Here is a 23,719-nt window from a genome sequence, read left to right on the forward strand (position 1 = left end):
CCGCGTATGGTTTTTTTACATTTCTTTTTTCAGTGTTTCAATTGCCTTTTCCATTTGCGTATCATTATCAGACAGCTTCTTTTGAAGTTCTATCATTAATTTCGTTGTTGTATCGCCAGTCAGTATGCCTGTTTCTTTCAGCTCCTCTTTTTTCTGGAACTGTTTGACGACAGATACAAAATCCTGGTCATACGTACTGTTAACGTTTACCTTGTAACCAAGTGCTTTGAGCATTTTCTGAGCCACTTTGACGTTTGTGCCTGTATCACCTGATTTGTACGTTTTATCTGCGTCCAAATACGGCAGCTTCGCGTAATCAGGCAGCTCAGCTTTCACTTGAGGCTTGATGCCTTTTTTGTGAATCCATTCGCCGTCAGCAGTCAGCCATTTGGCAACTGTCAGTTTGACAGTAGAGCCATCATCATATTCTTTTGCCGTTTGCACTGTACCTTTTCCGAATGTCGTCTCGCCGATTAACGGTACGTTTGACGATTCATGAAGGGCAGCGGCCATAATTTCGGCTGCGCTTGCTGTACCGTCATTTACTAAAACGACGGTCGGCTTGGTCACTTTCCGTTCTTTTTCGGCCTTCATGACTTCTTTTGAACCGTTTTTGTATTCAACCTGCATGATGTTTTTCCCTTTATCAATGAACAGGTTGCTCATCGTAATCGCCTGTTCCATTAAGCCGCCCGGGTTGCCTCTCAAGTCTAAAATATAGCCTTTGGCGCCTTTTTTCTCTAAACTGTCAATCGCATCTGTCAGCTCTTTAGCTGTTGTTTCAGAGAAAGAAGTGATTTGAATTTCTCCGATGTTGTTGTCTTTCATCTCTGAATAGACAGTCTCTACAGGAATAGTATCGCGCTTAATGGAAAGATCGATATTCCCCACTCCCGCTCTGTTCAGTTCAAGCTTCACCTTTGTGCCCTTTTTGCCTCGGATTAAAGCGACGGCTTCATTTACATTCATGCCTTTTACGCTTTTTCCATTTACCTTAATGATTTGGTCCCTCGGTTTGATACCGGCTTTTTCAGCAGGTGAACCTTTAATTGGGGATACAATAAGGATTTCTCCGTCTTTCTCCTCTACTTGGGCTCCGATTCCTTCAAAAGATGCTGAAATCGTCTCGTCGAATGATTTCGCTTGCTCTTGATCCATATATGTAGAATACGGATCATCCAGTGATTGAATCATTCCTTTAATTGCTCCGTCTACTAATTTGTCATCATCTGTTTTTTGGTAATAATCACTTTTGATTTGCTCATACGCTTTATTTAATTTGTCGAACTTGCTGTCTCCTGTGCTTGTTGATTTTTGGCCCAGGATACTGGAATTGCCCGTAATAAATAAAGTAAGCGCCGAAGCGACAACTGCAGTGATCAGCACAATAAAAAACAGTTTTAATTGCCGTTTCAATTAAACACCACCTTTTTCTTCTTACATTATTATCATGGACGAATTCTTATTCGTCAACTCGGAGCAGAAATGAAAGAGAAACGCCCTTCTTTTGCTTTTCATAAACCTATGTCTTTATACGACATATGATAAGGAAAAAGGAGGATTCGATATTGAGCCGATATTTAGAAATGCTGTCCTTATTCGGTGTCGCAGGGGCGCACCCAGGCGGGCTGGCTTTTTCAAAAGCGGTCTTGCAAAAGGCTGCACCCTCTCCGAATCAGCCGATTCTTGATGCCGGATGCGGAACAGGACAAACGGCGGCTTATTTAGGACATTTGCTGTATCCTGTAACAGTCGTTGATAAAGATCCTATTATGCTTGAGAAAGCGAAAAAAAGATTTGCGAATGAAGGGCTTGCCATCCCTGCATATCAGGCGGAGCTGGAACATCTCCCGTTTTCTTCTGAGTCCTTTTCCTGTGTCCTGTCAGAATCGGTCCTCAGTTTTTCACGCCTGACATCCTCTCTTCAAGAAATTTCAAGAGTTTTAAAACCCGGCGGGATGCTGATTGGTATCGAAGCTGCTTTAAAAAAACCGATGCCCCCTGCAGAAAAGAAGCAAATGATGGATTTTTACGGATTTACTTGCTTACATGAAGAAAGCGAATGGCATAAACTCCTAAGATCCTATGGCTTTCAAAAAACAGAAGCGATGACACTTCTTCCGGAAGACATGGAATTTGAACCAACCACAGAAATGGATTTATCGCAAACGATTGATCCCATCTATTACGATACGCTTCAAACACATTATCAGCTCATGCAGTTATATAGTGAGTACATGGGTCATTGTATTTTTATCGCGTACAAGTAAAACGGCGTATCGCCCCCTGTTTTCGTCCAACCTTTTTTTCCTATCTATCATATGCTGATAGAAAGTCAGGATAGGAGGGGAACAATATTGGAGAGATATTATCATCTTTGCAAAAACCATCAAGGTAAAGTCGTCAGAATTACAGAGAGAGGCGGGAGAGTTCACGTCGGCAGAATTACCCGTGTAACAAGAGACAGAGTTTTTATAGCTCCGACCGGCGGAGGGCCAAGAGGTTTCGGTTACGGATATTGGGGCGGTTATTGGGGATACGGAGCGGCTTACGGTATTTCCCTCGGTTTAATTACAGGGGTCGCTCTTGCTGGTTTATTCTTCTGGTAAGCATAGAACAAATGCTAGATTCACCAGACACAATGAAGCCCGCTTATCTAGTGTAAGCGGGCTTTTCATTTTAAATTTTCTTCACTTTTTCAAAGTACTCTTCAAGCGTTAAATCATTATCTTGGATGACCTTTGCGGCTTTTTTGCCTACATAGCGCAGATGCCATGGCTCATATTCATATTTCGTGATATCTTCTTTATTTTTCGGATAGCGAATGATAAAGCCATATTTATAAGCATTGTCCTGCACCCATTTCCCGTCTGCCGTGCTTCCGAACGCTTCATTTAGCTCAAAGCCATTGCTCCGGCTCGAAATGTCCATCGCAAGGCCTGTTTGATGCTCGCTTTCACCCGGGTAAGCGACCGCTTCCATTGCCTTCTTTTCCCCTTTTAGGCTTACTTCATTGTCAAAAATGACTTTCTGTCTGTCATACGAACGGTACCCTGAGACAGCTGCCAGTTCATAGCCTTCCTTTTTGGCAGCATCGAACATTGTTTTTAATGCGTCGGCCGCTTCTTTTCTGATGTAACGTTTTTGAATCTTTTCTTCAAAAGAAAACTCTACATCAGGTATGACAAGATCGCTAGGTTCATAGTTTCCGGGCAGTGCATATTGTTTATTGACAAGCGCGAGTATATTTTCTGGATTTTGAATGGTTTCCAGACCATCGACTTTTTTAATATCATTGAAATACTGGCTTTCCAATGAAAACTCACTGTTTTGAGTGTTTGATTTTTTGCTGTCAGCTGTTTTTTGTTCTGTTTGCTTTGTTTCTGCTGTGGTTTTCGTATCCTTTTGAGCATCTCCGTTCGACATGCTGCAGCCGGCTCCGACTATTGCCGTTACACTCAGAGCGGCAGCCAGTGAGAACCATTTACCGGACTTTTTCATATTACATTACCTTCCTTTTATCAATCGTTTCCGCATTCATAAAGAAGAGGCTGCCGGCACCCAGCACGCCTCTTGATATATTTTATTGTGATACGGAATGTAAAGCCACTTCTATCATATCATGAAATGTCGTTTGACGCTCTTCCGCTGTCGTTTCTTCTCCTGTTAATACGTGATCACTCACGGTGAGAATTGACAGGGCTTTTCTTCCGTGCTTCGCTGCTAATGTATACAATGCAGTTGTTTCCATTTCAACGCCAAGCACACCGTATTTTGCAAGTTTTTCAATTTGCGAATCGTCGTTGTAGAACTGGTCAGCTGTAAATACGCTTCCTACAGTCACCGGCACACCTTTATCCTTTGCGGCATCATAGGCATTTTTTAAAAGCTCGAAATCTGCGCAAGGCGCAAAATCAATGCTTCCAAAAGCGACTCTGTTCATTTGTGAATCAGTTGAGGAGGTCATCGCCAAAATGACGTCTCGCACTTTGACATCTTTACGAATAGCGCCGCAAGAACCGACTCTTATTAGATTTTGCACATCGTAGCTTTGAATTAATTCATTCACATAAATTGAAATAGACGGAACACCCATTCCCGTGCCTTGTACTGAGATTTTTTTACCTTTATATGTACCCGTAAATCCATACATGCCTCTTACTTCATTGTAGCATTCTACATTTTCAAGATACGTTTCTGCAATAAATTTTGCTCTGAGAGGATCTCCCGGCAAAAGCACTGTATCCGCAATTTGTCCTTTTTCAGCACCTATATGTACACTCATCTCATATCCTCCTGTAAATCTAAATTATCATCCAGCCCCGTCCATTTTACAACGAATGTCATGATGAAACAAACTTCAGCATTGATTATAAAGGAATATGTCGAAAAAAGAAATGTTCGAGGATCTGTTAGGCACTTCCTCAGAAAAACGGATAATCGGGGTGTTAATTTGAAAACCTAACCGCAGGAAGGAGGGGTGGGACATGGGTAAAAAACATCGCAACCGGATCACAGGCCAAAAAAAGAACAATCATATACCTGAAAAAGATATCATTGCAGCTGAAGAAGCACACGGGAAAGAATATTCCGCTGCCAAACGCAAGCCTTAAAACTGCAGAAAACTGCGGGTTTCCGCAGTTTTCTTTTCATTATGTCGTTTGTACAATCAGACGATTGATTTTCCTCCAGCCGGCGGGAAGCAGTTGATAATATGTTTTCCCTTTTCTGCCTTCATCAATCAGGATCACGTCCCCTGTGGCCATAAATCTTGCATCATAATCACTCGGAACAGTGTCGAATACATTAAACAAAGAGAATGCTCTTTTCAGCACGTCTTGATGATCGCTCCCGTTCAGTTCAGTTCGATAGACGGCTCTGTAGCCCTTTTTTTCGCCAAACCGGGGTGTCTGAAATATTGTCACGTCATAGGAACAAGACTTCTTTTTAAACACGGATAACATCATCAAGATCCCCTCCCTTTTATTTCTTTAACATATTGGCGTTTTTGCTGTGTTTTCCTCTCTCTATTTTTGTCGAAACCGCTTAATCTTTTCGTCAAAACCTTTTACTAGGAAAAACAGAAGCAAGCCGAGGCTAAAGCCGCCTAACACATCTGTCACAAAATGAACCCCCAGATAGACTCTGCTTATGCCGACCAAAACAGCAATTACACCGGCTATGATATATACCATTTTTTTATGCTTGGACAAAAACGGGAGGTGTTTCACTAAAAAGTAAGCAATAACAGGATAGACACAAGCAGCATTCATGGAATGGCCGCTCGGAAAACTGAAGGATGATTCATGAACCAGCGGTGCAAAATCAGGCCTCACTCTTTCGATCCATTCTTTTAAGACTTTGTTTAACAGCCGATCTGTGCCGAATACTAAGAGCATCAACAGGCCGTCCCATGTTTTTCTGTAGAAAAACATGCCTGCTCCAATGATGACAATTAGAGGGAGCAGAAAAGAAGAAGCACCAAGATGCGTGATCCCCGTCATGACTTCATTAAGCCATGGCTGACGGATCAAAACAGCTGCCTTGCTTATTGCTTCATCTGCAGATTGAACAGCATTTGTATGAATGGCCGCAGCTAGAATGAGAAAGAAAAGAAACAAACTAACGGGCTTGTACAATTTAACCACCTCAATTTTCACAGAAGTCATAGAACATGAATAATAAAACCGGAGCTGACAACTCCGGTTTTAAGCCTCATTCATCTTCATCCAGCTCTTCATCTATCATACATTTTTCTATCAAATAATCAAAGGTGATATCAGCGATTTCAAACAGCTCATCCTCACTCGGTATGTAGCCCCGTCTTGCAAGCTCTCTGTAAAAAAATTCAGCGATTTCTTCCGTATCAATCACAAGATCTATTTCTTTCATCTCCGTACCGCCTCCTTTTTTATGTTTTATGAAAAAACAGGCTGAATTATACCCGGTGTTCTAAACAATTCTTTCAGTCATATATTGAATAAAAAACGAGCCATGGGAGGCTGACGCTATGATTGCTAAAATGATGGAAGCACTGGACGGAGAAAGATTTGATATCATAATGGAAAAAACGCTCAAAGGAATGACGCGTGTGATGATTTGGGGCTGTCTGCCATATTTTTTATATGTCTTGATCCGTATGTTCACAAACTAACTGAAATGCTCTTTTAAACTTTCCAAAACAAACATCATCATGTCTTTATATTCTTCATCATGAAACATTTCGTACAGAATTTTGTAGTCATTATAAATATCCAGAAGCTCATCAACAATTGACACAGCAAGGATGTGAAGGGTATCTTGATCTTCATCATCGCCTTCAAACTGAAGAAGAGCAGACGATGCGATATCTTCGCCGATCTCATGGCCAGTTTCTCCGACATAATGGACAAACAACAGCTGATGCACAAACTGGTCCATTTCATATTTTCTAAGCACCAGCGTGAGATCCTCTTCCTCCGTTTCAAGCCACTCTCCATCCTTTAAACGGGTCAGCTCATAAATGATATCTTCCCAGCCATCTTCTAAATATCTCCAAATCTCTGTTCTATGGCCGATAATGCGAAAGAGTTCTTTTCCATAATCTTTTACATAAACAACGTCCCCAATAAGGAATTCATATTCAATATCAAGCTTCTCCATGTCGACAATGACACCCTCATAATCTTTATAAAGCTGAATAGATGATTCAAAGTATAAAACTTCGTTATGATTGACTTCATAAAGATAGTGTTTATCAATTTGGTGTACTTTTGTGATGGTGCCGACTGTTCCATACATAATGACGACTACGATATCCCCTACTTGGAATTTCGGTTTATTTTGCTTCATGGTGTCTCCCCCTCGCCGCAACATTTCTCATACGCTATCGTATGCCGGGTGAAGCCAATTCGCATGGGCATGAAAACCAAAGGAAATATCCAATTATGGTATGGGGGACATAAAAAAATCCGCAGTGATCTGCGGATGAAACAGCTATTATCTGCCGTGCACTTCAGACTCGTATTGATCCCAAGCTTCATCAAACGTCGCCATCGTGTGAAGGTAATCAGCATTCAGCTCCAAATATGAACTGATTTCATGATAATCGGTTGATGTTTTTGGAAAGCTGTGATCCTCATACGCCTGATTGGCAAATTCACTGATGCTGTCCTTCGGCTTAGGGTGTCTGTATTTCAATAAATAGTGATAAAAGGATTTCATGGGTTTCCCCTCCTGGTGTCTGTCTTTTGTTGTTCTATTATACAGTTCAAGTGTAAAATTACAACAAAAGAATACTGAAACATGACTCAGGAGAAGTCAAAATAGTTGCGTTTCAAAATTCTTTCTGTCTCCATGAGCTGCTGATATGTCAGGCTTTCAGGCAGTTTGTTTGTTTGAATTAAAAGCAGCTGATCCTCAATCTCCTTAACCGTGTTTTCCTCTTGATAGGTCATACCGCAGGAAGAACATACCATGGCAGGGGTGTCTGTCAGTTCTATAGCCCTCGTTCCATCAGGGAGCTCCCAGTACACCGTGTTCCTGCCGGGCACCGCTTCAAGCTCGCCGCACCATTCGCATGTTTTCATGAAGAATCCCCTCCGCATTCAGTCTCTTTCTGTTTTTTCTGCTGCGCCAAAAATTTCTTTTCTTTGAGCTGATCTCTTTTCTCACGCCGATCTTTTAATGTTTCATGCTCCGGATTTGCGATGTATGCCTCTCTCCTTTTGATTCTGTCTACATTTTCAGGTGTAAACGAAACTTCTTTGTCAGCAAAAATGGCACTCAGCCCGATCGGCTCCTTTTTGTCAGCGGTTTCAGGGAAAACGGACTCAAAATAGGCGTCTGCCTGATTGGGGATATAATTTTCTGGTTCCGGATATGACGTAATCACACCTTCAAAATTTCTTAAGATCACTTTGTCAGGACTTTGTGACAGTACATAGTTTGGCTGCAGGGCGATTTTACCGCCGCCGCCTGGTGCGTCAACGACAAAGGTAGGAACCGCATAGCCTGAGGTATGACCTCTCAGCCCTTCAATGATCTCCAAACCTTTGGAAACAGGAGCTCTGAAATGCCCGATTCCCTCTGACAGATCACATTGGTAAATATAATAAGGACGGACTCTGATTTTTACCAAGTCATGCATGAGCTTTTTCATAATTGGAACCGAATCATTAATACCTGCTAATACGACAGCCTGATTTCCGACCGGCACTCCCGCGTTCACCAGCTTTTCACATGCCTCAACGGATTCCTCTGTCATTTCGATGCTTGTGTTAAAATGGGTGTTCAGCCAGACCGGATGATATTTTTTCAATATCTCGCACAGATGATCGGTAATGCGCTGCGGAAAGACGACGGGCGCTCTTGTTCCGATTCTGATGACTTCCAGATGCGGAATGCTGCGCAGCTCTTTTAAAATATATTCTAAAATTTGGTCGTTGATGAGCAGCCCATCACCGCCTGAAATTAAACAATCGCGGATTTCAGGTGTTTCCCGGATATAAGCAATTGCAGCATCAAGCTGTTTTTTGGGGACTCCCATTCCGATTTGTCCGGAAAAGCGCCTTCTAGTGCAGTAGCGGCAGTACATGGAACATTGATTCGTGACAAGAAACAGCACACGGTCGGGATAGCGGTGTGTCAGACCGGGTACCGGTGAATCTTCATCCTCATGAAGCGGGTCTTCCAGATCGTATTTTGTTTTGTGCATTTCTTCAGAAAGCGGCACAGACTGCATGCGTACCGGGCATCTCGGATTGTCGGGGTCCATTAAAGAAGCATAGTAAGGTGTAATATTTAAGGGGATCGTTTTGGTAGAAATTCTGACGCCTTCCTCTTCATCCTCGGTCAGATTGATGACTTTCTTTAAATCATCTAACGTTCTTACAGTGTGTGTCAGCTGCCAAAGCCAATCGTTCCATTTCTCTTCCGGAACGTCCTTCCATAACTCGATCTCCTTCCAATGCCGTTTCGGTTTATACCATTTGTTTTTCAAACGAACTCCTCCTCGCGCATATTTTGACTTACAGTTGCTTGCACCAAATATTCATGTTTTCAAGGCCTTCGGCTATAAAGCAATTATTGATCAGCCTTCCGCCATACTGATAACCTGAATGGTACAACACAGCATTCATCCCAAAAGACGAAGCACGGGCGAGAGAAAACACATGAAAGATATCCTTTCCAGCCATTTCTTTTTCTAACGCCTCGATTAAAAAGCTTGTTAACGAATGGCCGCGATATTCCGGCAGCACAGCGCAATCGGTTATTTCTGCATGCCCAAGCTCTGGATTGATTTCTGCGCTTGCTGCGCTGATCAGGCGGTCATGATCAAGCATGATATAATACACCGTATTTGCATTCATCGTCTTTTCAATATAAGCGGGGTCAAATACTGGGGTTGGGTACGTGCGGAATACTTTTTTATACAGCATCGATAGCTGGTACATGTCGTTTGTTTCTGCTTTTCTCATCGTAAAAACGGGTGTACTGTCGTTGCGAAGACGGGGCGCTGTGCGATATATGGCTTCGATGATCTCCTGTTCCTCTGTATAAGAATCTGTTTGTCTTCGGCTTTCTGACAGATAACGTACCATGACACAAGCCGAATGGCCGAGATAATAGCCCTTTAGATAGCCCTCAGGCGCAAATAATTGTTTGACAAGCATTGGCTCATCATGCTGCTTCGCATAGACGATGATTTTTTCTGCATTCTCTTCTTTTGCCGCTGCCACGATATCCGGTAGGGCCTTCTCAATGGCTCCGTCATAACGGACCACTCTGATTCGTTTATTAAAACCGTCATGGTCCAAAACTGCTGTGACACCGCTACTCTTTATTGACTTGAGCATCCGCATCCTCCCCATCTGTATGAAGCCCGCACCAATCCATGACAAAAAGTGCAATAATTTTAGCAGATTCTATCATGGCTTCAACCTCAATGTATTCATTGGCCTGATGAGCCGTTTTTGTTTCCCCCGGCCCGAAAACGATCACTGGTGTATCTCCTGCATGGTACAAAAGCCCTCCATCCGTTCCCCACGGGGAAGCCTCAATAATCGGCTCTGTCTGTTTCATTTTTTGATAGGCTGATTGCAGCACAGAAATTAAAGGGTGATCATCAGGTAAATCATTCGGCAGCCATTGAGCGCCAAACCATTCGACTTGTACGGGATGGCGTTTAAACCATTCGTCATGGTATTCTAAATCCTTCAGCCAGTTTTCCAATTCAAGTTTTACAGCTTCTGGTTTCTCATGGGGAGCAATTCCGCATCTCCCTTCTATGACGACACGGTCTGCAACTGAAGATGGCCAGGCACCGCCCGAGATGGTGCCGATATTCACCGGTACCGGTATTGGGATATTGTCATACAGCGGATCTGAAATTCTCGCATTGCGGACTTTCTCCAGCTCTTGTATCGCTGTGATAACGTGCATGCTTTTTTCAATCGCGCTTACCCCTTCGTAGCGTGTGCCCCCATGTGCGGATAATCCCTTCACAGTGATCCGAAACCACATTGAACCCTGCTGCTTAATAAATAGTTTCATATTCGTCGGTTCAGGAATCAGCGCCCCGTCAGCACGATAGCCTCTCATGATGGCGGACAGTGTACCGGCGCCGCCGCACTCTTCATCTACAACACTCTGAAACAATACATCTCCCTTCAGTTTGACATCGCAGGCGTGCAGGGCTTCTAAAGCAAAAAGAAGGGCTGTATTGCCTCCCTTCATATCCGTTGAGCCGCGGCCGTATATTTTACCGTTTTCTTCGACAGCTTGATACGGTTCATACTTCCAATCCTTTACGCTTCCTTCAGGCACAACATCGATATGGCCGTTCAAAATCAGGGACCTGCCTCCGCCGGCTCCCGTTTTTTTAGCCACGATATTCGGGCTCTCATGAAAATCGGATCGGTTAGATTTAAAGTAGGGATGCTGTTTTAATTGCTTTATGCTTGGCTCCCATACATCAATGTCCATATGAAATTGCCGCAGCTTTTCAAGCACAACAGCTTGGGCGTTAAACTCTGACCCCAATGTGCTTTTTTTCCCAATCAGCCTTTTGAGAAGACGAATGGCTTTGGCCGAATGCTGATCAAGCCACTCGATTACTTTTCTTTCAATGTCTTGCATCCTCATTCCCCCTCTTAAGAAAAAGGCATATCTATTTTGATTTCAGCTTCTGTCAGCCTCGTCACCTCATCTATTGTCGAGCCATTCATCAGCTCTTTTAAAATGAAGTGATGGCTATCGACCTCAAGAACCGCTTTTTCGGTAATAATCAAATCTACACAGCCTGCAGCAGTTAATGGCAGCGTACATCTTTCTGTTAATTTAGGCCTTCCCTTTTGATCTGTATGACTCATGACGACAACCACTTTTTTCGCTTTTTGGGCAAGCTCCATCGCCCCGCCCATACCAGGCACCTTTTTTCCCGGAACAAGCCAATTTGCCAAATCTCCTGATTGGCTCACCTGCAGGGCGCCTAAAATCGTAATGTCAATTTTGCCTTTTCTGATCATTGCAAAAGACATGGTTGTATCAAAATAAGACGCCCCTTTTACAGCGCGGACAGGATATCCCGCGGCGTTGCATAAATGCGCATCCTCTTCTCCCTTTTCGGGACTTTCTCCAATGCCAAGGACACCGTTTTCCGCTTGAAACATGACCTGCATGTCAGGCTTCAAAAAGTTCGGTACCAAGGATGGGATACCGATACCGAGATTCACAATCATGCCCTGCTTAATTTCAGTAGCAGCGCGTTTTGCAATCTGTTCTCTTTCTGCTACTCCCAAGCCCATTTCCACTTCACTCCCTCGCTTCGTACAACCCCCTCAACAAAAACCCCCGGTGTGACAATCATTTCTTCAGAAATCTCCCCCATCGGAACGATACGCTCAGCTTCGGCAAAGGTTCTCCTGGCGGCCATTGCCATAAGCGGATTCATATTGCGCGCGGTTTTGTCATACGTTAGATTGCCGAATTCATCTGCAATGTAAGCATTGATAAAAGCAAAATCAGCCGTCAGCGCCTCTTCAATCAAGTATCGTTTTCCCGCCACTGTTACGATGTCCTTTTTTTCGCAAACCATTGGATTATCAATGCCCACATCGGTTAAAATACCGCCAAGTCCCGCTCCGCCAGCGCGAATCCGTTCCGCAAGCGTTCCCTGAGGTGAAAATTGAACCTCTAACGTCCCCTCTGTCATCTGTTTTCCGGCTACAGGATTGGAACCGATATGCGAGGCGATCAGGGTTTTGACCCGTTGATTAACAATAAGCGGGCCGATCCCGATATCCGGGAAACCGGCGTCATTGCAAATCACAGTTAAATCCGTTACACCGCTGTCCAATATCGCTTCAATCAGTGAAGGAGGCGACCCGACTCCCCCAAAACCGCCAAACATCAGAACCGATCCATCCCGAACATCTGCAATTGCTGTGTCAATGCTGATTGCTTTTTGAAATGGCGCCATTTAATGTCAATCCTTTTTTAAGTTTTTTTCGACCGCTGCAACTGTTTCTGAAAAAATAGAGATAAGCTCTTCCATTTCACCGTCTGAAATGGTAAAAGGAGGAGCAATAATGACAGCATCTCCTTCTCCGCTGTCTATTCCAGCTTTGGAAGGATAAACAATCAGCCCGCGTTTTTTCGCCTCGCTGACAATAAGCTGGGTTACCGCCTGCTCTGGCGGAAACACTTTCTTCGTTTTTTGGTCTGCCACAAATTCAATGCCTAATAGCAGTCCTTTTCCGCGCACATCACCTATAATGCCGCTTTGAGATGCCGCCTCATCAAGCTTTTTCTTCAGCACAGCGCCCTTTTTTTCTGATTGTTTGATCAAGCCGTGCTTTAACACATATCGCAAAACTTCAAGAGCAGCTTTGGCTGAATAGGGATGTGCACTATATGTGTGACCGCTCATAATCACACCTGACCCTTGTTTTATCGTTTCAATAATAGAATCAGATACGACGGCAGCGGCAATAGGCGCATACCCCGCACCGAGTCCCTTCCCCAGTACAGCAATATCAGGTACGGTGTCCCAATGCTCTGTCGCGAGCATCCTTCCTGTTCTCCCAAGCCCCGTCATCACTTCATCTGCAATAAAAAGCACATCGTGTGTGCGGCATACCTCACTTAATCTCTCATAATATCCCGGAGGCGGAGTAATCGCTGCTCCTGCAGCACCAATAATAGGCTCAGCCACAAAGCCGGCGATGAATTGGCTTCCGATTCTTTTGATCATAGTGTCCAGTTCATCAGCTGCAGTCTGAACAAAGTCTTCTTCCGTCTCATAATTCAGCCGATAAATATGTGGAGCTGAGATAGCTGGATACCGCTCAATGAGATGGGTGAACCGGTATCTCCTTTCATAAAAACCAGACAATGAAAGCGCTCCCAAAGTTATTCCGTGGTAACTGCTCCATCGAGACAAAAAGATGAATTTTTGTGTTTGCTTTTTTTCCTGCCAATACTGAATGGCGATTTTCATAGCTGTTTCTATCGCTTCTGATCCGCTGTTGACAAAAAAAGACCAATTCACATCTCCGGGCAGCTCCTGTGCCAAGAGAGCGGCTAATTGCTCGGCGGGCTCACTCGTAAACTGTGAGCGGTAAGCAAAAGACACCTGATCAAGCTGTTCTTTCAGCTTCTCAGTCACATCACGAACTCCGTGGCCGATATTACATGTCACCGCACCTGACGAGCCGTCGAGATATTTTTTTCCGGTCTGATCATAAACATATGAACCCTTCGCATAACTGACAACCGGATAGGCCGAGCTAAGCTCTGGCTTAATCAAATAACTGCTCATGCTCCCACCTCAAAACCCCTTTTACCATATTGTATGAGTGTCCAAATGGCGGCATGACGTTCCCCGCAAAAACTTTTTCACATAAAAAGAGCCTTCCTAATAGGGAAGGCTCTTTTGGAATTTCAGCATCTAGCAAATAAAAGCGGCTCCAACAATAATTAATAAAATGAACAAGACAACAATTAACACAAATGTATTTGTCCCGCAGCCAAATCCGTAACCGTACCCAGAGTATCCATACATGCTGTTTTCATCCTTTCTTATCACGATATACGGCATTTTATGCGGGCCAAGTCCCAAATGGTTTGTGCAAACGCCTATTTCATGTAAGGAAATAATGAAATACAGTATGCACCCGCTCATATTTTTTAAACGTCAGCTTTTCGTAAAACTGAGTTGCACCGTCAGTGCTTGCAGCCACTAAGTAGGCTGCTTCCATTCCTAGTGATTTGGCGATGGACAGCATTTCTTTCACTAAGATACTGCCGTAGCCCTTCCTTTGAAACTGATCTAAAATTGCCACTTCTTCGATTTTAGCCGTTTTCTCTTGCTGATCGATAAACAGCTCGCCGCACCCAATGGGAACTTTCTGTGCCTGGTCGCTGTAACAAACAACAAGAATGATTATACCTGCTTCATAGAAAGGATATTTTCTTTTTAATTTTTGTTCAGCGATTGCTTCTCCAATATAAATGGAATCGTAAATTTTCATAATAGAAGATCCGTCGCAAAGACTTTTTGCCGTCCCCCATGCGGTTAAAGGATGTCTCATCTGCCCCTTCCAGTCACTAAGCTTCATGTCATATAGTAGCTCATCCTCGACGACAAAACCGCTTTTTACAAGCGACTGCTTCAAACCGAGCGGAAAAACATGCTGCGGCGACGCTTTTAAATGGAGATAATTCGCATCAAGCAGCTTTGGTACGGAGGGTAAAAAGTTAAGTAACCGCTCCAATGGAAACGTATCATGGAGCTGAACAAAGTTATGAGAAAAAATTTGCGGAAGCTGCGGATCTCTGTATACGCTGTAATGATCAAACGATGCCGATTCAGACGTTAACAATATATATTGATGTTCCGTTTTTGAATAATGTCCTGTCATGAACGTCTCCTTTTTATGACCTATACCTTTACTCTGTTGCAATATTCAATTTCTTTATAATCTCATCGTACACCGGATAAAACGGCTTTCCAATTGGAAATTGCTGAATATTTCGGAAAGAAGCGGAGATTGGCTTCTGATGTAAAAAAAACTTCCTTGTTACTTGTTCACTAATCGGGTGAAAGACGCCGTTTAGAAACAAAAACGGCTCGCGTTCGATGAAAAACAGACGTCGGCCAGGCGGATTTTTGATCGATTCAGATCGTTTCCACGTAATCGGCGGCCCTTCCGGAAGCGTCTCCATCTCTTCTTTTCCAATTGTCACTATGTCTTTTCTTTGAAATTGATAAAATTGAAACGCATACTGGTCCACAATTCGCCTTTTTTTTCCGGCTTCGATATAAAATATTGCAGGATGGTCAGCTTCCTTTACTAAAATATAATTCGGAATGTTTAAAATTTTTCCAATCCTATATTGGAATAAATATGGGTCTGGAACAGCGACAGTCCGATTTAGATACAAAAAACCCCACTTTTCTCCAACAGGGTGCCTTACACCCTGATCAAAAAAATACACATTTTGATCTGAACCTTTTACAAAAGAGCCGTCAATCAAATCGGCGGGCAGAAACCGATATGCATTTTGAAATGAATCTGGGGTTTTATAGGTTGTGTCTAATACTTCATTTATCGGCAGAAATGGGGTAAAGTTGTTGAGTCTCGCCCAAAAAATTGCGTCGCCATGATTCCAATGCTTCATATCATCATCCCAGTAGCCTCCAAATTTATGGTGGATGAGATTAAGTAACGAACGGCGATGCATAACGGAGCAATGATCAACTTGAAAAGCGGCCTGATCAAGCACTGCATTGGCATTTCTGTAGAAATGTGAGATTTCCTCTCCCCTTTCGTTTACATGTACAACTTTTTGTTTTGAATAGACCGCCTGCGCTTCAGGCTTATGTGAAAACTCTTGCACCATACGGCTCAGCCGCTCAGGATGATAAACAGTGTCGTCAGTAAGATAGGAAATGTAATCGCCGTCTGTAAATGGGAGCGCACTGTTAATTAATGTGGCATAACGGGCTGTTTTTAATCGATCTGCAGGATACACGAAACTGTTATGATATTGAATGCGCCGGTCATGAAGATACTTGTGAATTACCGCATTTGTTTCTGCATTCGAATGATCATCCATGATAAAAAGCTCCCAAAGATCATGCGTTTGCTGTATCACGCTTTCGATCGCTTTTTGCAAATAATCGGGTTTGTTGTAACTTGTTAAAATAATAGACACTTTCTCTCCCATCTATACCGCCTCCTGCCGTCAAACATAAAAACGGCTCCGCAGCAAGCAGAGCCTCTGTCATCATTTAAAAAGCACCCCAGCTTACAACACTTGAGAGTGAAACATGAGATCTCGTGTTATTTAACGGGTTTTGGAAAATAACCAAATCAGTCAGAACTTCTTTTACGATGACATTTTGAAGTGTATCTCCGTTAATCAAATTGACTTTTGAAACCGGTACGCCCAGCTCTTTTGCAAAAACAAGCTGGCGTCTGAGGTCAGATGGATTTCCTTCAGAAGACGATTGACGTATCAGCAGAATCAGCAAAAGCAAAATAAAATGCAGTTCATCTTGATTTTCTTCTCGATCCACTTGTTTCTCTAAATCCAAATCATCCCTCTCCCTTATCCTTATCTCTGTTTCACAATATGTGCGACTCCGATTTATGGTATAGGCTATGTCCACTCCATTAAAAAATCAGCATTTTCCTTAAATAGATGAAAATTAGATCAGGTACGGCGTTCGACTCATACCAAATAACAGCCGGAAGAATATGATTAACGTGAGTTCACTATCGAATAGGAGGTGTGTGTAATGAGCTCTGAAAATGCACAGTTAAAAAAGGATTTAATTAAAGCCGTTTTAAGCCCTTTATTTCCAACTGCAACAGAAGGAGGAGAAAACATGGATAGTAACCTTAAAGACTTGCTTGAAGCTGCCATCGATCAAAGAGTAGATGAAAGTGAGATGGTTACGGCAGAATCTCTTTTAGACCCTTCCCTTCCGGCAAGATGGATTTTTGCCAGAGTTACGCCAGGCACGACAATCAGCATTGTAACCGATTCGGGAGACATGATCGGGCCGGTTGTCTTCGTTGCTTTCGATCAGGTTCACGGGATCGTATTTGTAACACAGGAAAGCTCCGTCACTCCAGCAGGCCAAGCTACAACATTAATTGATGTAGACAAAGTAGAAAGCGTTACGTTCTTTTCATAACATCCGATGAAAGTGTTGTATATCCAGTCGGGATACGGAGGAATATATTGTTATTTTGATCGCTGGGCTGAAGAATGTTTTCGGAACACTCATACAGAGTATATGTCTGCAGATACACTTGAAGCAGAAACTTTGGTGAAGATCGAAACGTTTCAGCCGGACTTCGCACTCTTGATGGTTGGAGACCGCGTTCCTCACGACTGGCTGACCTGGTTAAAGGGTAAGGGTATCCCCGTATATGTTTGGCTGACCGAAGACCCATTTTATATGGATATCAGCCTACAGGTAATCAAGCTCGCTGACGCCATATTAACGATTGAACAAAATGCCGTTCTCTATTATCAAGGGCTCGGCTACCAGCACGTCTATTATGTTCCGATACCAGTTAATCATCGGCTGTTTAAAAAAATGGGCACCGAACATTCCTATCATTCAAATCTGTTAATCATCGGCTACCCTTACCCTAATCGGGTTCAGCTTATGAAAGAAGCGGTCCATCTGCCATTCACGGTTCGGGTAATCGGCAAGGAATGGAGAAAATATCTGCCTAAAAAAGTGCTCAAACAGCCGCATATTGATGTCGTCAGCACATGGGTTCCACCCGAACAGGCCGTTCATTATTATAATGGGGCAGACATCGTAATTAATGCGCATCGTCCCTATCATTTTGCTTTCAACCAAAATACTATGCGCATCAAAAATGCCAGTTTTAATAACCGAACGTTTGATATTGCTGCATGCGAAGCATTTCAATTAACAGATTTACCCGCGGCGCATCCTTTTTCATCCTTTATTTCTTATCACGGCATGAACGACTTTAAGGAAAAAGCCGCTTTCTATATCAACCATCCTGAAGAACGGCAAAAAGCTGCAGCAGCCAATTATAAAGAGACCGTACCCGCATTTACGTTTGATGAGCTTCCTGCAAAACTAAAAGCGATTCATCTGGCGCTTTCTTGAAAAATCGTTCATTGCTATGAACGATTTTTTTATTCATAGAAAAAAGCAGCTGCACAAGCTGCTTTCTATTCTAGCCGTCAGAACGGTCTTTCAGCTTCCTCGGATTTACCTGTTTATGAAGATCAGGCATTCCGCCGAGATGCTGTGCAATTTGTTCCCACGATACAATTTTGAAATTTTGATTGACGGTTTGTCCGTTATCGATATTTTCGCCATCCTGCGCCACAAAAATCCCGTACGGATATTTTGGGCCAAGTCCGAAACCGAGAACATCAATACCATCCGTGTCACTAGTACCGTCTATTTTCTCGCCATCTGTAATCTCAAAGTTGGCTACATAGCGATTTTTCCCCTGCCGTTCATACATTGCATAGCTGTTATTTCCTTGACTTGAAGCCATGAGATATCCTTTGCCATTTGGTGCATAATAGATTGTCAGTCCTTCAATATCAGCTGTCAAATGATCTCCTGTCGCACGGTCAACAACCTGTCCCTTTGACCCTCCGCCGGGCTCAGCGTTAAATTTCCAGATGGCCTCATCTTCCTCTGCTATGTATAGGTTCCCATACTCATCATCCGCAACAAGGCCTTCGGTCTGAGAATTCAACTTAAATTCACGCACCTTTTTCCCTGTTACATAACCCTTTCCACCATCAACAATTTCATACTGCTCAAATTCCCCTTGTTTGCCTGTCACTAATGCGTAAAATGCTCCTGTTTTCTGGCTGTGATACAGGCCGAATCCATAAACCTCAGAAATATTGGTGGAAATAGGGTGTTTCGGATCTGTAATGCTTTTCAATTTTCCTTTATCCCCGTCTATTGCATATACTTCAATTGTATTTTTTCCTTCGGACCGGTTGGATGCAGCAGCAATATCAATTTTTTCGCCGTTCAATGGAAAATCATAGCGCAGATCGACATTATTGAGCTTGCCAAACTCATAAGAATGAAGCTGTTTTCCGTCTAAATCATACACAACGAGCCCTGACTTCTTATTTGTTGTAATCAACTTGCTTTTTTCCGGGTGTTTTTCATGAACCCAAATGGCCGGGTCATCTGCTGCGTCATCGCCAGATGCGACCGGATCTGTCTCCGTGTGTGCAGTCACTTTGAAATGATGTTCCTCATTCACATAATGAGCCGACACCGAGTTTGCTGTCAGGCTAAGCAATAAACCCGCGGCAGTGCTTAGCAGCATTGTTTTTGAAACCTTCATTTGGTACCCTCCTCTTTTATTACTATCACTACTATTGTAAAATATATACAGGTGATTACCGTGAGGAAAATGAACCTTTTTTTATAGGGTTTCTGACTCATAAACAACTTATTCCCCAAAGAGGTACGTGAGATGACTTTGCCAGATTTGCTTTTGCGGAGCGAAATAAAAATATGTTGAATATTTAGTACATTGTTTATTTAGTTTTGTTGTTCCCTAGTTACGTCCATTTTTCCATTTTCTATTAAAAAAGAACACTTTGTGACATGATCATTCCCCTAAATTTTGTTTTATTGGTTGCTTTCATTAATTCGATTACAAAGTTGAACATATGATGCATGGTAGAGAAACGAGAGTTGGAGGATAAGCCATGCCTAAACAGCAAACAGCAGAACTAAAACCATTTTTCCATAACAAAACAGTTTTAGTCACTGGTGGAACGGGTTCAATCGGGAGTCAAATTGTCAAACGCCTTTTGCTGCTTACACCTAAACAGGTGATTGTATTCAGCAAAGACGACAGTAAACAGTATGTCATGAGCCAAAAGTATGCGGAGGATAAGCGGCTATTATTTGTACTCGGAGATGTACGCGATCACAGAAGGGTGAATCAGGTGATGAAAGGCGTCGATATCGTCTTTCACGCGGCTGCGCTGAAACAGGTTCCGACATGTGAAGACCATCCATTTGAAGCGATTCAGACCAATCTCATCGGCGGACAAAATGTGGTGGAAGCTGCCCTTTCACACCGAGTGCAGCATGTCATTAATATCAGTACAGATAAAGCTGTATCTCCTGTGAACACAATGGGTGCCACCAAGCTGTTATCTGAAAAGCTGTTTCATCAAGCAAACCGCCACGTCCAAAACAAAGGAACCTTGTTTTGTTCGGTCCGCTTTGGAAATGTTCTCGGTTCCAGAGGTTCGGTCATCCCCATATTATTTGAACAGATGATGGAGGGTGAACCTCTGACCATCACAGACAAAAACATGACCAGATTTTTCATGTCAATAGACGATGCAGCTACATTGACATTACAATCGGCTGCTATTACAAAAGGCGGAGAAACCTTTATTTTCAAAATGGAATCACTGAAACTTGAAGAACTGATTCATGGGTTTGAAGAATATGCATCGCAGCACGGGCTCCCGCTGCCGGCTGCAGTAGAAGTGGGCAAGCGTCCAGGTGAAAAGCTTCACGAAGAATTAACATCTCCACATGAAATTGAATCACTGTATGAATGGGGCAACCTTTATGCAATCCTTCCAGAGCCGGAAAAACATCCTGACTTTCGCAAAGTCAATCTGCCTGGGTATCAATCAGATCAAGCCCCGCTCATTACGAAAGAAAGAATTGCTCAGATTATTGAAGAATTGCATCAAGAGAAAAAGGCATAAAAACAAGCCTGTCTATCCATTAGGCAGGCCTGTTTTTAACAGTTTATTTATTAAAGAGATGCAGATAGCTTTCGTATCCTTCTTCTTTCAGCTTATGCTTCGGAACAAACCGCAGCGCTGCTGAATTTATGCAGTAACGAAGTCCGTTTGGACCCGGTCCGTCATTAAATACATGGCCAAGATGAGAATCAGCAGTTCGGCTTCTTACTTCTGTGCGAATCATGCCGTGGCTCGTGTCCAGTTTTTCTTCCACTTCTTCTTCTTCAATCGGCTTTGTAAAGCTTGGCCAGCCGCAGTGGGAATCAAATTTATCCTTGGATGTAAACAATGGCTTCCCTGACACAATGTCTACATACAACCCTTCTTCCTTATGATCCCAATATTCATTTTGAAACGGCGGCTCCGTGCCGTTATTTTGCGTTACTTCATATTGCATGCGATTTAACGACTTCATTTTTTCTTCTTTATTGTACGCCATTTATTTAGCCCCCCAATGCTCGCTGATAAATCCCGCACGTCCGGAACCTGTCCGGTAGCGCTGATAATGTGCTGGATTCTTTTTATAAAAATGCTGATGGTAGCCTTCCGCTTCATAGAAAGGTTCAGCTTTTAAAATGTCCGTTACAATCGGATCTTTAAAGATGCCGCTTTCCGCCAGACGTTGCTTGGAAGCTTCCGCAAGCTCCTTTTGTTTATCATTATGATAAAAAATGGCTGCGCGATAGGAACTGCCGCGATCAGCAAACTGCCCCCCGGCATCTGTCGGATCGATTTGCTGCCAAAATAATTCAAGCAGTTTTTCATAAGGGAATACATCAGGATTAAACGTGATTTGAACGGCTTCACGATGTCCCGTCGTTTCACTGCACACCTCTTCATACGTAGGGTTTTCAGTATGGCCGCCTGTATACCCGGACACCACTTTTTCAATTCCCGGCTGTTCGTCAAAAGGTTTAACCATACACCAAAAACAGCCTCCTGCAAATGTGGCGATTTCTTTTTTTTCAGACATACTGGTGCCTCCTTTGTTAATACGTGGTATTATTATATTATAGCATGTAAAAATAGAATGAAAATGATTCTGCTTTTCAATAAAATCTATAGGTTTTAAGCAATATGCTTATGTAATGGAGGTTCACAAATTTGAAAGTAAGAACACAGATGATGTACGATATGGAAACTTTACTCCGTAAAGTCTTTAAACAAATACGCAATGAAATCAATGAAATTTTAGATAAAGAGCTGTCGCGGAATGAATTCACCATTCTTCGGATCCTCAGTGAACAAGGGCCTAAAAAAGTCACTGAATTTGCGCCTATTTTAGAGGTATCGGCAAGCCACATTACGGCTGTGACCGATGCGCTGGTAGAAAAGGAATGGATTACGAGAATCAGATCGAAGGAAGACAGACGCATCATCCGCATTCATATCACTGAAGCGGGCGAAAAAGTCCTTCAGCACTTTAACGAGAAAAAAACGGAATATTTCTTTAAACGCTTTGACTGCTACACTGATGCTGAACTTGCCACGTTAATCGAGCTCTTCAGCAAACTTGATAAAAAACGGTGAAAAAAAGCACATACCGATATATAGGTATGTGCTTTTCGCAGTGCTTCACTTATTTTTCAGTAAACAGCTTCATTGCTTTCCAGCGGCCATATCTATAATACAAAAATGCCGCGCAGCTGCTAAATAAAAAACTCATTCCGATTCCAAGCCCGATTCCTTTTTGTCCAAGCCAAGCTGAAAATAGAGCTGTGAAAGGATATCTCAACACCCAAAACGAGATCAAATTTAATACCAGAACCTGCAGCATCGCTCCCGCGGCCCTGACGATTCCGTTCAGCACAAAATTAATCCCAATAAAAGGGTAGAAAAACGCGATCCACTTCAAATATTGTTCACCAAATGCGACCGCATCGGGCTCACTGATAAATAACCTTATGAGATATTTACCAAATACCCAAATCATAACCGCAATCACCAGCATGCAGGAAATTACAGCTATCACACCTAGCCTTGCAATTGTTCCCACTCTTTTTTCGTTTCCGATTCCAATATTTTGCCCTGCCATACTATTGACGGCCGTACCGGCAGCCATTGCTGGAAGCGTGATGATGCTATCAAGCCGCTGCACCGCGCCAAAGCCTGATACCACGTGATCCCCGTATGAGTTAACAACACTCATAATCGCCATCATACCGCCTGTAATCACCATCATCTGCAGACCTGCCGGAATCCCGAGTTTCAAAATCAGCGCGGACTCTTCCCACTTGGGCATTCTCGGAATCGAGAATGGCACAAGCTTGTGTTTGATGACATAAAACAACCCATACAGAAACGCAATGCCCTGTGACAAAATCGTTGAATAAGCCGCTCCCCCTATTCCCATGCGGAACACAGAAATAAAGAGCGGCGCAAGCACTGTATTCAGTACAACAGCAAACGCAATAAACCGGAGAGGTGTCTTGCTGTCGCCCAGCGCACGAAGCACAGTACTGATAAAGTTATAACCAAACAAAAATAAAATGCCGATAAATTGAATCTGTAAATACGTCTCAGCAAGCGGTATCATTGACTCCGGTGTTTTTAGAAGACGCAGCAAAAGCTCTGAGAGAAAAAAACCGGCCGCGCCGAATCCGATGCTTAGGCCTGTTAATAAAACAACAAAAGCGTTAATATACGATGCCATTCCTTTTACATCATCTTTTCCTTTTTGCTGAGATAAAATGGTTAACGTCGCATTGTTAAGGCCCAAAATAAAAGACAGCACGGTCAAAACAATCGTGCTTGATACCGCGGCTGCCCCAAGGGCCTTTGCCCCCAGTAAATTGCCGATCCACAAGCTGTCTATAAATTGAAAGGAAACCTGCAATGCGTTTCCAAGCATAATAGGCATTGAAAACAGTACAAGCTGTTTCAGCACGTTCCCCTGTGTAAAATCGTATGCTTTCAT

General features: G+C 43.0%; 32 protein-coding genes. 8 read left to right on the plus strand and 24 right to left on the minus strand.

All coding sequences use genetic code 11. The features are described from left to right. Window positions 1-15: 15 nt before the first annotated feature. Window positions 16-1,416 (minus strand): carboxy-terminal processing protease CtpA, encoded by a 1,401-nt coding sequence (gene ctpA / locus NYE20_RS11850; RefSeq protein WP_070547462.1) that lies wholly within the window; start codon window positions 1,414-1,416, stop codon window positions 16-18. Between the two features lie 152 nt (window positions 1,417-1,568). Between ctpA and NYE20_RS11855 the strand changes: the two genes are divergently transcribed. Together NYE20_RS11855 and NYE20_RS11860 are read left to right on the plus strand one after the other, a co-directional pair. Then, window positions 1,569-2,270 (plus strand): class I SAM-dependent methyltransferase, encoded by a 702-nt coding sequence (locus NYE20_RS11855; RefSeq protein WP_014480045.1) that lies wholly within the window; start codon window positions 1,569-1,571, stop codon window positions 2,268-2,270. Between the two features lie 87 nt (window positions 2,271-2,357). Beyond that, on the plus strand, window positions 2,358-2,609 hold the full coding sequence (locus NYE20_RS11860; protein ID WP_014477099.1) for a hypothetical protein: 252 nt from the start codon (window positions 2,358-2,360) through the stop codon (window positions 2,607-2,609). A gap of 70 nt (window positions 2,610-2,679) precedes the next feature. Here the strand turns inward: NYE20_RS11860 and ldcB are convergent, their stop codons facing one another. Continuing rightward, entirely contained in the window at window positions 2,680-3,501 is an 822-nt protein-coding gene (ldcB, locus tag NYE20_RS11865; RefSeq protein WP_103804327.1) for an LD-carboxypeptidase LdcB, read from the minus strand. An 82-nt stretch (window positions 3,502-3,583) separates the two neighbouring features. Further along, window positions 3,584-4,285, minus strand: coding sequence for a purine-nucleoside phosphorylase (gene deoD, locus NYE20_RS11870; protein WP_003241589.1), 702 nt, complete (start codon window positions 4,283-4,285; stop codon window positions 3,584-3,586). Between the two features lie 202 nt (window positions 4,286-4,487). On the opposite strand from deoD, the gene NYE20_RS11875 reads away from it, so the two are divergent. Continuing rightward, window positions 4,488-4,613 carry a hypothetical protein gene (locus tag NYE20_RS11875; RefSeq protein WP_003231174.1) on the plus strand — a complete coding sequence of 42 codons (126 nt, stop codon included), beginning with the start codon at window positions 4,488-4,490 and terminating at the stop codon, window positions 4,611-4,613. Between the two features lie 39 nt (window positions 4,614-4,652). Here the strand turns inward: NYE20_RS11875 and yodL are convergent, their stop codons facing one another. The 3 genes from yodL to NYE20_RS11890 form a co-directional block, all read right to left on the minus strand. Continuing rightward, window positions 4,653-4,967, minus strand: a complete 315-nt coding sequence (yodL, locus tag NYE20_RS11880; RefSeq protein ID WP_004399431.1) for a shape determination protein YodL — start codon at window positions 4,965-4,967, stop codon at window positions 4,653-4,655. A 60-nt stretch (window positions 4,968-5,027) separates the two neighbouring features. After that, complete coding sequence (gene pgpB, locus NYE20_RS11885) at window positions 5,028-5,639, minus strand: phosphatidylglycerophosphatase PgpB (protein ID WP_004399336.1); 612 nt, start codon at window positions 5,637-5,639, stop codon at window positions 5,028-5,030. Between the two features lie 76 nt (window positions 5,640-5,715). Then, window positions 5,716-5,892, minus strand: coding sequence for a YozD family protein (locus tag NYE20_RS11890; RefSeq protein ID WP_003231166.1), 177 nt, complete (start codon window positions 5,890-5,892; stop codon window positions 5,716-5,718). 118 nt (window positions 5,893-6,010) lie between these two features. On the opposite strand from NYE20_RS11890, the gene NYE20_RS11895 reads away from it, so the two are divergent. Continuing rightward, complete coding sequence (locus NYE20_RS11895; protein WP_003231164.1) at window positions 6,011-6,154, plus strand: hypothetical protein; 144 nt, start codon at window positions 6,011-6,013, stop codon at window positions 6,152-6,154. On the opposite strand, the gene NYE20_RS11900 is transcribed toward NYE20_RS11895, so the two are convergent. The 14 genes from NYE20_RS11900 to cgeC form a co-directional block, all read right to left on the minus strand. After that, the gene (locus tag NYE20_RS11900; RefSeq protein WP_014480050.1) at window positions 6,151-6,831 is read right to left on the minus strand and encodes a hypothetical protein; all 681 of its coding nucleotides are present in this window, start codon (window positions 6,829-6,831) and stop codon (window positions 6,151-6,153) included. The two genes, NYE20_RS11895 and NYE20_RS11900, sit on opposite strands and share 4 nt — an antisense overlap. A 147-nt stretch (window positions 6,832-6,978) precedes the next feature. Next, window positions 6,979-7,203, minus strand: a complete 225-nt coding sequence (locus NYE20_RS11905) for a YozE family protein (RefSeq protein WP_003231160.1) — start codon at window positions 7,201-7,203, stop codon at window positions 6,979-6,981. A gap of 86 nt (window positions 7,204-7,289) precedes the next feature. Next, the gene (locus NYE20_RS11910; protein WP_024572727.1) at window positions 7,290-7,568 is read right to left on the minus strand and encodes a YokU family protein; all 279 of its coding nucleotides are present in this window, start codon (window positions 7,566-7,568) and stop codon (window positions 7,290-7,292) included. Then, window positions 7,565-8,980, minus strand: a complete 1,416-nt coding sequence (gene ablA, locus NYE20_RS11915; RefSeq protein ID WP_004399420.1) for a lysine 2,3-aminomutase — start codon at window positions 8,978-8,980, stop codon at window positions 7,565-7,567. The genes NYE20_RS11910 and ablA overlap by 4 nt, the downstream gene beginning before the upstream one ends. A gap of 28 nt (window positions 8,981-9,008) precedes the next feature. Then, window positions 9,009-9,836 carry a putative beta-lysine N-acetyltransferase gene (ablB, locus tag NYE20_RS11920; protein ID WP_021481488.1) on the minus strand — a complete coding sequence of 276 codons (828 nt, stop codon included), beginning with the start codon at window positions 9,834-9,836 and terminating at the stop codon, window positions 9,009-9,011. Next, the gene (locus tag NYE20_RS11925) at window positions 9,814-11,124 is read right to left on the minus strand and encodes a peptidase (RefSeq protein WP_339183059.1); all 1,311 of its coding nucleotides are present in this window, start codon (window positions 11,122-11,124) and stop codon (window positions 9,814-9,816) included. Before NYE20_RS11925 ends, ablB begins: the two co-directional genes overlap by 23 nt. Window positions 11,125-11,132: 8 nt before the next feature. Beyond that, window positions 11,133-11,786: a 3-oxoacid CoA-transferase subunit B gene (locus NYE20_RS11930; RefSeq protein WP_004399417.1), complete on the minus strand. Its 654-nt coding sequence runs from the start codon at window positions 11,784-11,786 to the stop codon at window positions 11,133-11,135. Beyond that, window positions 11,771-12,460 carry a CoA transferase subunit A gene (locus tag NYE20_RS11935; protein WP_032725995.1) on the minus strand — a complete coding sequence of 230 codons (690 nt, stop codon included), beginning with the start codon at window positions 12,458-12,460 and terminating at the stop codon, window positions 11,771-11,773. The genes NYE20_RS11930 and NYE20_RS11935 overlap by 16 nt, the downstream gene beginning before the upstream one ends. 6 nt (window positions 12,461-12,466) lie before the next feature. Next, complete coding sequence (locus NYE20_RS11940; protein WP_339183061.1) at window positions 12,467-13,801, minus strand: aspartate aminotransferase family protein; 1,335 nt, start codon at window positions 13,799-13,801, stop codon at window positions 12,467-12,469. Further along, window positions 13,782-13,937, minus strand: coding sequence for a hypothetical protein (locus NYE20_RS11945; RefSeq protein WP_015714119.1), 156 nt, complete (start codon window positions 13,935-13,937; stop codon window positions 13,782-13,784). Before NYE20_RS11945 ends, NYE20_RS11940 begins: the two co-directional genes overlap by 20 nt. Then, on the minus strand, window positions 13,931-14,044 hold the full coding sequence (yoyG, locus tag NYE20_RS11950) for a YhzE/YjcZ family sporulation protein YoyG (RefSeq protein WP_003218179.1): 114 nt from the start codon (window positions 14,042-14,044) through the stop codon (window positions 13,931-13,933). Before yoyG ends, NYE20_RS11945 begins: the two co-directional genes overlap by 7 nt. 79 nt (window positions 14,045-14,123) lie before the next feature. Next, window positions 14,124-14,903 (minus strand): spore maturation N-acetyltransferase CgeE, encoded by a 780-nt coding sequence (gene cgeE, locus NYE20_RS11955; RefSeq protein ID WP_038828642.1) that lies wholly within the window; start codon window positions 14,901-14,903, stop codon window positions 14,124-14,126. Between the two features lie 28 nt (window positions 14,904-14,931). Beyond that, complete coding sequence (gene cgeD / locus NYE20_RS11960) at window positions 14,932-16,212, minus strand: spore maturation glycosyltransferase CgeD (protein WP_049141342.1); 1,281 nt, start codon at window positions 16,210-16,212, stop codon at window positions 14,932-14,934. Window positions 16,213-16,276: 64 nt separating this feature from the next. Next, a complete protein-coding gene (cgeC, locus tag NYE20_RS11965; protein ID WP_014477111.1) occupies window positions 16,277-16,582 on the minus strand; it encodes a spore maturation protein CgeC in 306 nt (101 codons plus the stop codon). 204 nt (window positions 16,583-16,786) lie between these two features. On the opposite strand from cgeC, the gene cgeA reads away from it, so the two are divergent. Both cgeA and cgeB read left to right on the plus strand, forming a co-directional pair. Then, a complete protein-coding gene (gene cgeA / locus NYE20_RS11970; protein ID WP_032726000.1) occupies window positions 16,787-17,188 on the plus strand; it encodes a spore crust protein CgeA in 402 nt (133 codons plus the stop codon). Between the two features lie 6 nt (window positions 17,189-17,194). Beyond that, on the plus strand, window positions 17,195-18,148 hold the full coding sequence (cgeB, locus tag NYE20_RS11975; protein ID WP_049141341.1) for a spore maturation protein CgeB: 954 nt from the start codon (window positions 17,195-17,197) through the stop codon (window positions 18,146-18,148). Between the two features lie 70 nt (window positions 18,149-18,218). Here cgeB and NYE20_RS11980 read toward each other — a convergent pair whose 3' ends face one another. Beyond that, window positions 18,219-19,367 (minus strand): phytase, encoded by a 1,149-nt coding sequence (locus tag NYE20_RS11980; protein WP_038828637.1) that lies wholly within the window; start codon window positions 19,365-19,367, stop codon window positions 18,219-18,221. 370 nt (window positions 19,368-19,737) lie between these two features. Here NYE20_RS11980 and NYE20_RS11985 point away from each other — a divergent pair, with 370 nt between their 5' ends. After that, window positions 19,738-20,763, plus strand: coding sequence for a nucleoside-diphosphate sugar epimerase/dehydratase (locus tag NYE20_RS11985; RefSeq protein WP_064671101.1), 1,026 nt, complete (start codon window positions 19,738-19,740; stop codon window positions 20,761-20,763). Between the two features lie 43 nt (window positions 20,764-20,806). On the opposite strand, the gene msrB is transcribed toward NYE20_RS11985, so the two are convergent. Further along, window positions 20,807-21,241: a peptide-methionine (R)-S-oxide reductase MsrB gene (msrB, locus tag NYE20_RS11990; protein WP_021481498.1), complete on the minus strand. Its 435-nt coding sequence runs from the start codon at window positions 21,239-21,241 to the stop codon at window positions 20,807-20,809. Beyond that, on the minus strand, window positions 21,242-21,775 hold the full coding sequence (gene msrA, locus NYE20_RS11995) for a peptide-methionine (S)-S-oxide reductase MsrA (RefSeq protein ID WP_014477117.1): 534 nt from the start codon (window positions 21,773-21,775) through the stop codon (window positions 21,242-21,244). Between the two features lie 131 nt (window positions 21,776-21,906). Between msrA and NYE20_RS12000 the strand changes: the two genes are divergently transcribed. Continuing rightward, window positions 21,907-22,332 (plus strand): MarR family transcriptional regulator, encoded by a 426-nt coding sequence (locus NYE20_RS12000; protein ID WP_004398634.1) that lies wholly within the window; start codon window positions 21,907-21,909, stop codon window positions 22,330-22,332. A 49-nt stretch (window positions 22,333-22,381) separates the two neighbouring features. Here NYE20_RS12000 and NYE20_RS12005 read toward each other — a convergent pair whose 3' ends face one another. Continuing rightward, a complete protein-coding gene (locus tag NYE20_RS12005) occupies window positions 22,382-23,719 on the minus strand; it encodes an MATE family efflux transporter (protein ID WP_321541070.1) in 1,338 nt (445 codons plus the stop codon).

Source organism: Bacillus sp. FSL R5-0416, from assembly GCF_037975425.1.
Taxonomy (GTDB): Bacteria; Bacillota; Bacilli; order Bacillales; family Bacillaceae; genus Bacillus; species Bacillus subtilis.

Excerpts from the sequence above, each read along its gene's own strand:
- NYE20_RS11875 (WP_003231174.1), top strand. The coding sequence starts at position 4,488 with ATGGGTAAAAAACATCGCAACCGGATCACAGGCCAAAAAAAGAACAAT.
- ablB (WP_021481488.1), bottom strand. The coding sequence starts at position 9,836 with ATGCTCAAGTCAATAAAGAGTAGCGGTGTCACAGCAGTTTTGGACCAT.
- yodL (WP_004399431.1), bottom strand. The coding sequence starts at position 4,967 with ATGATGTTATCCGTGTTTAAAAAGAAGTCTTGTTCCTATGACGTGACA.
- NYE20_RS12005 (WP_321541070.1), bottom strand. The coding sequence starts at position 23,719 with ATGAAAGCATACGATTTTACACAGGGGAACGTGCTGAAACAGCTTGTA.
- NYE20_RS11890 (WP_003231166.1), bottom strand. The coding sequence starts at position 5,892 with ATGAAAGAAATAGATCTTGTGATTGATACGGAAGAAATCGCTGAATTT.
- NYE20_RS11900 (WP_014480050.1), bottom strand. The coding sequence starts at position 6,831 with ATGAAGCAAAATAAACCGAAATTCCAAGTAGGGGATATCGTAGTCGTC.
- NYE20_RS11895 (WP_003231164.1), top strand. The coding sequence starts at position 6,011 with ATGATTGCTAAAATGATGGAAGCACTGGACGGAGAAAGATTTGATATC.
- msrA (WP_014477117.1), bottom strand. The coding sequence starts at position 21,775 with ATGTCTGAAAAAAAAGAAATCGCCACATTTGCAGGAGGCTGTTTTTGG.
- NYE20_RS11985 (WP_064671101.1), top strand. The coding sequence starts at position 19,738 with ATGCCTAAACAGCAAACAGCAGAACTAAAACCATTTTTCCATAACAAA.
- msrB (WP_021481498.1), bottom strand. The coding sequence starts at position 21,241 with ATGGCGTACAATAAAGAAGAAAAAATGAAGTCGTTAAATCGCATGCAA.
- cgeD (WP_049141342.1), bottom strand. The coding sequence starts at position 16,212 with ATGGGAGAGAAAGTGTCTATTATTTTAACAAGTTACAACAAACCCGAT.
- cgeA (WP_032726000.1), top strand. The coding sequence starts at position 16,787 with ATGAGCTCTGAAAATGCACAGTTAAAAAAGGATTTAATTAAAGCCGTT.
- NYE20_RS11910 (WP_024572727.1), bottom strand. The coding sequence starts at position 7,568 with ATGAAAACATGCGAATGGTGCGGCGAGCTTGAAGCGGTGCCCGGCAGG.
- NYE20_RS11935 (WP_032725995.1), bottom strand. The coding sequence starts at position 12,460 with ATGGCGCCATTTCAAAAAGCAATCAGCATTGACACAGCAATTGCAGAT.
- NYE20_RS11925 (WP_339183059.1), bottom strand. The coding sequence starts at position 11,124 with ATGAGGATGCAAGACATTGAAAGAAAAGTAATCGAGTGGCTTGATCAG.
- NYE20_RS11940 (WP_339183061.1), bottom strand. The coding sequence starts at position 13,801 with ATGAGCAGTTATTTGATTAAGCCAGAGCTTAGCTCGGCCTATCCGGTT.
- cgeB (WP_049141341.1), top strand. The coding sequence starts at position 17,195 with ATGAAAGTGTTGTATATCCAGTCGGGATACGGAGGAATATATTGTTAT.
- NYE20_RS11980 (WP_038828637.1), bottom strand. The coding sequence starts at position 19,367 with ATGAAGGTTTCAAAAACAATGCTGCTAAGCACTGCCGCGGGTTTATTG.
- NYE20_RS11905 (WP_003231160.1), bottom strand. The coding sequence starts at position 7,203 with ATGAAATCCTTTTATCACTATTTATTGAAATACAGACACCCTAAGCCG.
- ldcB (WP_103804327.1), bottom strand. The coding sequence starts at position 3,501 with ATGAAAAAGTCCGGTAAATGGTTCTCACTGGCTGCCGCTCTGAGTGTA.
- NYE20_RS11930 (WP_004399417.1), bottom strand. The coding sequence starts at position 11,786 with ATGGGCTTGGGAGTAGCAGAAAGAGAACAGATTGCAAAACGCGCTGCT.
- cgeE (WP_038828642.1), bottom strand. The coding sequence starts at position 14,903 with ATGACAGGACATTATTCAAAAACGGAACATCAATATATATTGTTAACG.
- yoyG (WP_003218179.1), bottom strand. The coding sequence starts at position 14,044 with ATGTATGGATACTCTGGGTACGGTTACGGATTTGGCTGCGGGACAAAT.
- deoD (WP_003241589.1), bottom strand. The coding sequence starts at position 4,285 with ATGAGTGTACATATAGGTGCTGAAAAAGGACAAATTGCGGATACAGTG.